Raw genomic sequence first — 8,260 nt, 5'->3', positions numbered from 1 at the left:
GTGCTGAAGGACTTCGAGGCAGGGCGGCCGGTGAACATCTACTACATGCCGGGTAACCCGAGCCAGGTGGGATTCGCGCAGGAAGCCGGCGGATCATCCTTCCTCAAGTGGGTGGGCTGGTTCTTCGTCATCGCCAGCCTGGGCTACACGGGCCTCGGCCTGCTGGCGAGCCAGAAAAAATAAAGCCGCCTCCCCGGAGCGGTTGCTATATTTTTTGTAGCTGGGGGTGCATGACTAGTGGGCGCCACAGGCCATTTCCCCCGTCAGGTGCGGTGGGCGCAAGGCCAACTCACGTTGGTCTCCGGCGGTGCGCCKATTGGCGGGCCCACCTTTAAAGCAGCTGGTCTTCCCGTACCCGCATGAAGCTGGCAAACCGGGGCAGGCCACCGTCATTGAGTCCGCGAAAGCGGTAGGTGACGGTGCTGCCGACGGGCGGCGGATTCTGGCGCTGCTCATCGTTGAGCCCGGTGCCCAGCTTGAAGCGCCGCGCTGGTTTGCCGTCGGCACCGGGCATTTCCACCAGCAGCGCGCCCAGCATGCCGGCGTACTTCCCCCTGCCGGGAACATGCGCCACCACGCGGGCTTCGGTGTCTTCGTGGGTCTTGACCTTGAGCAGGTCGTCGTTGCGTGCGCCTTTGTAGAAAGACGCGCCGCGGTGCAGCATCAGGCCTTCGCCGCCGCGCTTCACGGTGGTGGCCAGTAACGCCTGCAAGGCGGTGTGGCTTGCGACCTTCGATTGCGCCACGGCCTGCACCCAGGGCTGGTCGATGCGGCTCACCACGCCATTGAGGGCCGGGATCCGCTCGCTGAACGGGCCGCCTTGCGCGGGCAAATCAAACACCATGAAGCGCATGGCCCGCCAGGCAGCGTCGTCCGGGGTTTGCTGGCGCACGGTAGACACCGCCCTGGCAAACTGGCCACGGCCCGCCCACAGCTCGCCGTCCAGGGGTGTTTTGGGCCAGCCTGCGGTAAACCAGGCCGGCGCGGCGATGCGTTCCCCCCCGCGCGTGAGCAGCTGTTCTCCGTCCCAGTAGCCGCGCACGCCGTCGAATTTTTCACTGACCCAATAATCCTGAAGGGGGACGCCGGGTTGGTACACCTTGGCGAGCATCAGCGGCGGCGCTTGCGCAGCTGCGGATGCCGAAAGCACCGGAAGCGCTGGTGCCAGCAAGCCGGCGAGTGCCAGCAGCCAGTGAAGCGTTTTGAGGCGAAAAAAGACCGTGTTGGCCCGCTCGCCGGAGCGGGTGATGTGTTGCCGCATGGGCCCTCCCTGTTTTTCTTGACTTATGACTGTATGAATGTACAGTTTATAGTTCAAATTTGCGCGGTGCAAGCGTTCTGTGGGCGCCTGTGTTGCCCGCGCAACCCCGTCAACCATGAAGGCTGCAATGGCCATGAAAGGAATCAACTTATGACAGAAAAAATGACTTCCAGAGGGAGTTGCCATTGTGGAAAGGTCGCGTTTGAGGTCGACGGCCAGCCGAACAGCGCCCTGGCCTGCAACTGCTCCATCTGCCAGCGCAAAGGGTCGCTGCTGTGGTTTGTGCCGCATGACCAGCTCCGTTTGCTGACACCCGATGAAAATGCCAGCACCTATCAGTTCAACAAGCATGTGATCAGCCACCGTTTCTGCCCCGCCTGTGGCATTCATCCTTATGGCGAAGGGACGGATCCTGCCGGCAATCGCATTGCAGCTGTCAACGTCCGCTGCCTCGAGGGAATCGATCTGGACACCATCAAGGTGACGCATTTTGACGGGCGTTCTTCCTAGCTCTTCCCGGAACCCCCGGATCCTGTATTCCCGGACTCTGGCGGACGCAATAATCTGCCACTTCGTCCGCACCCCTGGGGCCGGTATTCCCGGCCATTACTCATATTGCTCAGTGCTGTCTGACTTCCCTTGGGCCAGTCGGCCTCGACATTTTTTTACTGACACCATGACTTCCAGCGACATTGAAAATATCGAGCGCGCCACTGTGGCAGCTGTATCACCCGAGGAGCAGCTTGAAATCGAGGGCTGGCTGCTGCCCTTTGACAGCGGGACCGTCAGCCGGGCCAAAAGTGCGGTGCCCCTGCTGCATCAACCCCCCGCCGATGGCGTGATCGATCGCATTGAAGGGCTGTACCGTGCGCGCGGCAAGCGGGCCGTCTTCCGGCTGGCCAATGAGGCCTGCTTTGATGCCTTGCGCCGCGAACTGGGCACGCGGGGTTACACGGCAGGCAAGCCGGTGCTGGTGGAAGTGGCGCAGGTCAAGTCCATGCGTGGTGTGTCGGCGCAGGCACTGGCTGAAACAGCCCACGCGCCGGACGAGGCCTGGGCCGCGTTGTTCCTGGCCGAGGGTTTTGACCCCGTGGACGGCGCCAGCCGTGTCAGGTCACTGAGCCGCGGGCGTGATTCCGTGTTTGCCAGCGTGCGCGAAGGCGGCAAGGCCATTGCGGCTGGCGCGGCGGCGTTCAGCCACGGATGGTCCAGTGTCCACGGCATGCGAACCGACCCGGCACATCGCGGCAAGGGATTGGCGGGCCGGGTACTGACCGCCATGGCCGAAGCGGCCATGCAGCGGGGCATTGAGCGTGTATTCCTGCAGGTGGAAGAAGGCAATGCCCCGGCGCGGGCGCTTTACCGGCGGGCGGGCTTTGAAACGGTCTGGAGTTATGACTACTGGACCCAGGGCTGAACCTTGATCCAGGCGCGGTGCGGAATTGGGTGTGTGCGGGATACTGGATGCGGCAAGTTGCTATGATTTTTATAGCTGCTTGCGATGGTGGCTATTAGGCTAGAGCCTGCTTTATTGTTATTTTCAGGCCTGATTTGATCGAATTTGGCTGTCTTGCCGCCCCGTCTTGCCTCAAAAAAACGGCTTTGCAGTACCTGGAAGCCGTTCTTCATGAACATATTTGGCCTCCTGCCCAATAGGGTCATGCGCGAGCCGCTATCTATTTCATAGCGCGCCATGCGAGACAAGGGTGCAACTTGCCGCATGTGCGCGCCGCCCGGCACGCCAGCCGGGCGCGAAAGCCTTCAGGCTTCGGCTGCCGGTTCGGCGATGCCGCCGACCACGTGGCTGAAGCCGCCATCCACATAGGTGATCTCGGCGCTCACGCCTGCGGCCAGGTCGCTCAGCAAAAAGGCGGCGACGTTGCCGACGTCTTCAATCGTCACATTGCGGCGGATTGGCGAGGCCTCGGCGACCACACTCAAAATCTTGCCGAAGCCCTTGATGCCGCTGGCGGCCAGGGTTTTGATCGGGCCGGCGCTGATGCCGTTGACGCGCATGCCCTTGGGGCCCAGCGATTCGGCCAGGTAGCGCACCGAGGCTTCCAGGCTGGCTTTGGCCAGGCCCATGGTGTTGTAGTTGGGCACGGTGCGCACGGCGCCGAGGTAGGTCAGCGTGAGCAGGGCCGATTTTTTGTTGAGGTAGGGCAGGGCCGCCTTGGCCATCGCCGGAAAGCTGTAAGCGCTGATGTCGTGGGCGATCTTGAAGCCCTCACGTGACAGGCCGTCCAAAAAGTCGCCGGCGATCGCCTCGCGCGGCGCAAAGCCGATGCTGTGCACAAAGCCGTCAAACGTTGGCCAGGTTTTGGAGAGGTCGGCAAACATCTTGTCGATCTGCGCGTCGTCGCCCACGTCGCAGTCAAAAATCAGTTTCGAGTCGAAGTCGGCAGCAAACTCGGTGATGCGGTCCTTGAAGCGCTCGCCGACATAGCCGAACGCCAGCTCGGCGCCCTGGGCATGGCAGGCCTTGGCGATGCCATAGGCGATGGACCGGTTCGAGAGGACCCCCGTGATCAACAGTTTTTTGCCAGTGAGGAATCCGGTGTTGGTGGCCATGCAGGTGCTCCAGAGTAGGTAGTTCGCGGGGGAAGGGAAGGCAAGGGACAGGGGCGCAGTGTCTGCGCGCCGCAATCTTGCCAGCTTAAGTAGTGCAGAATTGTCGCATGCGAAGTTTGCTGGTTTGGGTCCTGCTGGGTCTTTCATCACCGTCATGGGCCGCGCACGGCTATGCACTCTGGGGAGACCTCAAGTACCCCGCGGGGTTTGCCCACTTCGACTACGTCAACCCCGCAGCACCCAAGGGCGGGGACCTGCGCCTGGTCAGCAACCTGCGTTACTCGACTTTCGACAAATACAACCCTTTCACAATCAAAGGCTCGGCGCCGGCCTATTTGTCGAGCTTCATGTTCGACACGCTGCTGACGGGGGCGATGGACGAAACCGCCTCAGGCTACGGGCTGCTGGCCGAAGACGTCGAGGTGTCGGCTGACGGGCTCACGGCCACCTTCCGCCTGCGCAAGGAAGCGCGCTTTCACAACGGTGACCCGGTGCTGGCGGCCGACGTCAAATACAGCTTTGACACCCTGATGGGCCCGCATACCTCGCCGTCCTACAAGACCGTGTTCGAAGACGTCGCAGCCTGCGAGGTGGTGGGCGAGCGGACGGTGCGCTTTCGTTTCAGGAAGCCGAACCGCGAACTGCCGTTGAAAGTGGGCGGCATGGCGGTGTTCAGCCGCAAGTGGGGCATGGACGCCACCGGTAAGGCCAAGCCCTTCAATGAGGTCGTGACCGACATCCCCATTGGCAGCGGGCCCTATCGAATCGGCCTGGTGGTTTTCGGCAAAGACATCAGTTATGTGCGCGACAAGACCTACTGGGGTGAGAAACTCAATGTTCGGGTCGGTACAGGGAATTTCGACACCGTCACCGTCAAGATTTACAAGGACAACACTGCCAAGCTTGAGGCGCTCAAGGCCGGTGAGTTCGACATCATGCGTTTCTTCTCGGCCGGCGACTGGGCGCGGCGCCTGACGGGCAAACGTTTTGACAGCGGCGAACTCGTCAAGGGGGAATTCAAGCATAGCCTGCCCACGGGTTTCCAGAGCTATGTGCTAAATAGTCGGCGTGAAAAGCTCAAGGACCCGCGCGTGCGGGAAGCTCTGGGACTGGCGATCGACTACGAGTGGATGAACCGCCAGTTGTTTTACAACGCCTACCAGCGCGTGACCGGCCTGTTCGGAAACACCGATTGCCAGGCCACCGGACTGCCGAAGCCCGAAGAGCTGGCTTTGATGGAACCCTGGCGCCAGGACATCCCCGCAGCGGCATTCGGCGCCATGTACGTGCCGGCGCGCACTGACGGCGACTCTTCGCTGCGCGCTAATTTGCGCCGTGCCCAGGTGCTCCTGAAGGAAGCCGGCTGGGAGGTTCGGGACGGCAAGCTGCGCAACGCCAAAGGCGAGGCTATGGTGCTGGAATACCTGGATAGCAACGAGGGCGGTGTGCGCACGATTTCGCCCTGGATACGCGCCCTCGAAAAGCTCGGCATCCAGCTCAACTTCCGGCAGGTCGACTTCGCGCTCTACCAGCAGCGCCTCGATAAATTCGAGTTCGACATCATCTCCATCGCCTACGGTGGCACCAACAACCCGGGTCAGGAGTTCGCCGACATGTTCGGTAGCAAGGCCGCCGCCACTGAGGAGTCGGGTAACTTCAGCGGAGCCGCCAATCCCGCGATTGATGCCATGATCACCAAAATGACCAGCGCCAAAACCAAGGCCGAGTTGTTGCCCGCCTGCCGTGCATTGGAACGCATCGTGGCGCACAGCCACTACCTGCTGCCGGAATGGACGGCCGGCACCCATCGCGTGGTCTATAACGCACGCCGCCTTGCCATGCCGGGCCAGATGCCACCCTATGCGCCAGGCGAGACCTGGATCATCGATACCTGGTGGAAAAAATGAACACCCCCGTCGGACGTTCGCTTCGCGTAACGCCTTCCCCCCTTGCAGGGGGCGGCAGCTGCGGCCCGGCAAAGCCAGTTCCGCGCTGCCCACCGGGTTTGGCGGGAGTTTGATCGATCATGTTTGCCTACATTCTCAAACGCTGTCTTTTGATGATCCCGACTTTGTTCGGGGTGTTGCTGATCACCTTTGTGGTGACGCAGTTCGTGCCGGGCGGGCCGGTGGAGCAATACATGGCCGAGGCCAAGGCCGGCCCCAGCGGTGGAGGCGGTGCCGAGGGTGGCGGCCTGAGCTACCGGGGTGGGCAGGGCGTCGACCCGAAACGCGTCGAGCAGATCAAGGCGCTCTATGGTTTCGACAAGCCGGCGCCCGAGCGCTTTTACCTGATGCTCAAGCAGTTTTTGAGCTTTGACCTTGGCAGAAGCTTCTTCCACAACAAGGAGGTCTGGCAACTGGTCAAGGAAAAGCTCCCGGTTTCCATCAGCCTGGGTTTGTGGACCTTCTTCATCAGCTACCTGGTGGCTGTGCCACTGGGCGTCGCCAAGGCGGTGCGTGCCGGCTCGCGTTTCGATTTCGTCACAACCTTGCTGGTGCTGACCGGCTATGCCATTCCTGGCTTTGTGCTGGGTGTCGCGCTGCTGGTGATCTTCGGCGGCCAGTTGCAGTGGTTTCCGTTGCGCGGCCTGACCTCGCCCAATTGGGAGACTTTGAGCTGGGGTGCGCGCATCACCGATTACCTCTGGCATATCACCTTGCCGGTCACGGCCATGGTGCTGGGCAGCTTCGCAGTCACGGCCATGCTGACCAAGAACTCCTTCCTGGAGGAAATCCGCAAGCAATACGTGCTCACGGCCCGCGCCAAGGGCCTGGGTGAGCGCCAGGTGCTGTGGAAGCATGTGTTCCGCAATGCGCTGATTCCCCTCATCACCGGCTTCCCGGCCGCCTTTATCAGCTCGTTCTACACCGGTGCGCTGCTGATCGAAACCCTGTTCTCGCTGGATGGCATGGGGCTGCTCAGCTATGAAAGCATCATCCGGCGCGACTACCCGGTGGTGCTAGGCACGCTCTACCTGTTTACCTTGATCGGCCTGTTCACCAAGCTGATTTCCGATTTGTCTTATGTCTGGGTGGATCCGCGTGTACGGTTCGATTAACCCCCCTGAAGCCACCTCCGGCGGCCTTCCCCCCGAGGGGACGCCTCCTGCGGACGGGCAAAGCCCGGTCCGCGGCGACGCTGTACAAGAAAAGTACGTTTCGAACTCTCCCGCCAAGCGCGCCTGGAGGCGTTTTCGGCGCAACAAGCTGGGGTTTTACAGCCTGGTGGTGTTCTGTACGTTGGTGGTGCTCAGTCTTTGTGCCGAGCTCGTCTCCAACGACCGGCCGCTGCTGGTGCGCTATGAGGGAGGCTATTACTTTCCCATGGTCAAGGACTACAGCGAGAAGACCTTTGGGGGTGACTTCGACACGACCACCGATTACCTCGATCCCTATATCCAGGAACGGCTGGCGCGTGGCAGCAATTTCGCGTTGTACACCCTCAATCCCTACGGGCCCAACACCCTCAATTATTTTGCGAAAGAGCCCAACCCCTCGAAGCCGACGCGCGCCAACCTGCTGGGCACCGACGACCGGGGGCGCGACCTGCTGGCCCAGCTGATTTACGGCTTTCGGGTCAGTGTACTGTTTGCGCTGGCGCTGACGGTCACCGGTGTGCTGCTCGGCATGCTGACGGGGGCGCTACAGGGCTATTTCGGTGGCAAGACCGATTTGCTGTTCCAGCGTTTCATCGAAATCTGGGGCTCCGTACCGGAGCTCTATCTGCTGATCATCTTCAGCGCCGTTTTTGCGCCTAGCGTTGCGTTGTTGCTGATCCTGCTCAGCCTGTTCGGATGGATGGGGTTGTCAGACTATGTGCGCGCCGAATTCCTGCGCAACCGGCAGATGGACTACGTGCGTGCCGCGCGCGCGCTGGGCGTGGGTAACTTGCACATCATCTGGCGGCACATCCTGCCCAACAGCCTGACGCCTGTGGTGACTTTTTTGCCGTTTCGCATGAGTGGCGCGATTTTGGCGCTGACTTCGCTTGATTTCCTGGGTCTGGGCGTACCGCCGGGCACGCCTTCGCTCGGTGAGTTGCTGTCGCAAGGCAAGAACAGCATCGATGCGTGGTGGATATCGCTGTCTACCTTCGCGGTGCTGGTGATTACGCTGCTGCTCCTCACCTTCATGGGCGACGCCTTGCGCGATGCCCTGGATCCCAGGAAGGCCGACTGATGACGCCGCCGCTCCTTGATGTCAAAAACCTGCAGATCTCGTTCGCAGGAAAATCCGTCGTCTACGGCATCGATTTTTCCATCGCACCCGGCGAAAAGCTTGCGCTGGTGGGCGAATCGGGTTCGGGCAAGACCGTGACGGCGCTGAGCCTGCTACGGCTGGCGCAAAACGCCGTGGTCGGTGGCAAGGCTGTTTTTACCGGCATCGATGCGGCAGACCGGGCCGCCAGCGGTGCGCCGCCCAGGGC

At 61.6% G+C, this 8,260-nt stretch carries 10 protein-coding genes; 7 read left to right on the top strand and 3 right to left on the bottom strand.

Annotated elements, in window-relative coordinates; genetic code table 11:
- A partial coding sequence (locus AC1DWI_RS07495; RefSeq protein ID WP_477724611.1) for a hypothetical protein occupies nucleotides 1-183 on the top strand: 183 nt, incomplete at its 5' end.
- Between the two features lie 148 nt (nucleotides 184-331).
- Here AC1DWI_RS07495 and AC1DWI_RS07490 read toward each other — a convergent pair.
- Nucleotides 332-1,261, bottom strand: coding sequence for a DNA ligase (locus tag AC1DWI_RS07490; RefSeq protein ID WP_477671660.1), 930 nt, complete (start codon nucleotides 1,259-1,261; stop codon nucleotides 332-334).
- Between the two features lie 162 nt (nucleotides 1,262-1,423).
- Between AC1DWI_RS07490 and AC1DWI_RS07485 the strand changes: the two genes are divergently transcribed.
- Complete coding sequence (locus AC1DWI_RS07485; RefSeq protein WP_477671714.1) at nucleotides 1,424-1,771, top strand: GFA family protein; 348 nt, start codon at nucleotides 1,424-1,426, stop codon at nucleotides 1,769-1,771.
- A 166-nt stretch (nucleotides 1,772-1,937) separates the two neighbouring features.
- A complete protein-coding gene (locus AC1DWI_RS07480; RefSeq protein WP_477671659.1) occupies nucleotides 1,938-2,678 on the top strand; it encodes a GNAT family N-acetyltransferase in 741 nt (246 codons plus the stop codon).
- Here AC1DWI_RS07480 and AC1DWI_RS07475 read toward each other — a convergent pair.
- The gene (locus AC1DWI_RS07475) at nucleotides 2,660-2,896 is read right to left on the bottom strand and encodes a hypothetical protein (RefSeq protein WP_477671658.1); all 237 of its coding nucleotides are present in this window, start codon (nucleotides 2,894-2,896) and stop codon (nucleotides 2,660-2,662) included. The genes AC1DWI_RS07480 and AC1DWI_RS07475 overlap by 19 nt on opposite strands.
- A gap of 126 nt (nucleotides 2,897-3,022) precedes the next feature.
- A complete protein-coding gene (gene fabI, locus AC1DWI_RS07470) occupies nucleotides 3,023-3,832 on the bottom strand; it encodes an enoyl-ACP reductase FabI (RefSeq protein ID WP_477671657.1) in 810 nt (269 codons plus the stop codon).
- A 107-nt stretch (nucleotides 3,833-3,939) separates the two neighbouring features.
- On the opposite strand from fabI, the gene AC1DWI_RS07465 reads away from it, so the two are divergent.
- The 4 genes from AC1DWI_RS07465 to AC1DWI_RS07450 form a co-directional block, all read left to right on the top strand.
- The gene (locus AC1DWI_RS07465; protein ID WP_477671656.1) at nucleotides 3,940-5,739 is read left to right on the top strand and encodes an extracellular solute-binding protein; all 1,800 of its coding nucleotides are present in this window, start codon (nucleotides 3,940-3,942) and stop codon (nucleotides 5,737-5,739) included.
- A gap of 119 nt (nucleotides 5,740-5,858) precedes the next feature.
- Nucleotides 5,859-6,893 carry a microcin C ABC transporter permease YejB gene (locus AC1DWI_RS07460; protein WP_477649404.1) on the top strand — a complete coding sequence of 345 codons (1,035 nt, stop codon included), beginning with the start codon at nucleotides 5,859-5,861 and terminating at the stop codon, nucleotides 6,891-6,893.
- Complete coding sequence (locus AC1DWI_RS07455) at nucleotides 6,859-8,013, top strand: ABC transporter permease (RefSeq protein WP_477671655.1); 1,155 nt, start codon at nucleotides 6,859-6,861, stop codon at nucleotides 8,011-8,013. Before AC1DWI_RS07460 ends, AC1DWI_RS07455 begins: the two co-directional genes overlap by 35 nt.
- The coding region (locus tag AC1DWI_RS07450; RefSeq protein WP_477724610.1) for an ATP-binding cassette domain-containing protein at nucleotides 8,013-8,260 on the top strand (248 nt) is incomplete at its 3' end. The genes AC1DWI_RS07455 and AC1DWI_RS07450, both read left to right, overlap by 1 nt.

It is taken from the genome of Polaromonas sp. P3_C2 (assembly GCF_056402675.1).
Note: the sequence above shows the minus strand (reverse complement) of the source record. Positions and strands in the feature narration are given on the sequence as shown.

Bases quoted from the DNA above. Each gene is read 5' to 3' on its own strand.
- AC1DWI_RS07475 (WP_477671658.1), bottom strand. From the start codon at position 2,896: ATGTTCATGAAGAACGGCTTCCAGGTACTGCAAAGCCGTTTTTTTGAG.
- AC1DWI_RS07465 (WP_477671656.1), top strand. From the start codon at position 3,940: ATGCGAAGTTTGCTGGTTTGGGTCCTGCTGGGTCTTTCATCACCGTCA.
- fabI (WP_477671657.1), bottom strand. From the start codon at position 3,832: ATGGCCACCAACACCGGATTCCTCACTGGCAAAAAACTGTTGATCACG.
- AC1DWI_RS07490 (WP_477671660.1), bottom strand. From the start codon at position 1,261: ATGCGGCAACACATCACCCGCTCCGGCGAGCGGGCCAACACGGTCTTT.
- AC1DWI_RS07455 (WP_477671655.1), top strand. From the start codon at position 6,859: ATGTCTGGGTGGATCCGCGTGTACGGTTCGATTAACCCCCCTGAAGCC.
- AC1DWI_RS07480 (WP_477671659.1), top strand. From the start codon at position 1,938: ATGACTTCCAGCGACATTGAAAATATCGAGCGCGCCACTGTGGCAGCT.
- AC1DWI_RS07460 (WP_477649404.1), top strand. From the start codon at position 5,859: ATGTTTGCCTACATTCTCAAACGCTGTCTTTTGATGATCCCGACTTTG.
- AC1DWI_RS07485 (WP_477671714.1), top strand. From the start codon at position 1,424: ATGACTTCCAGAGGGAGTTGCCATTGTGGAAAGGTCGCGTTTGAGGTC.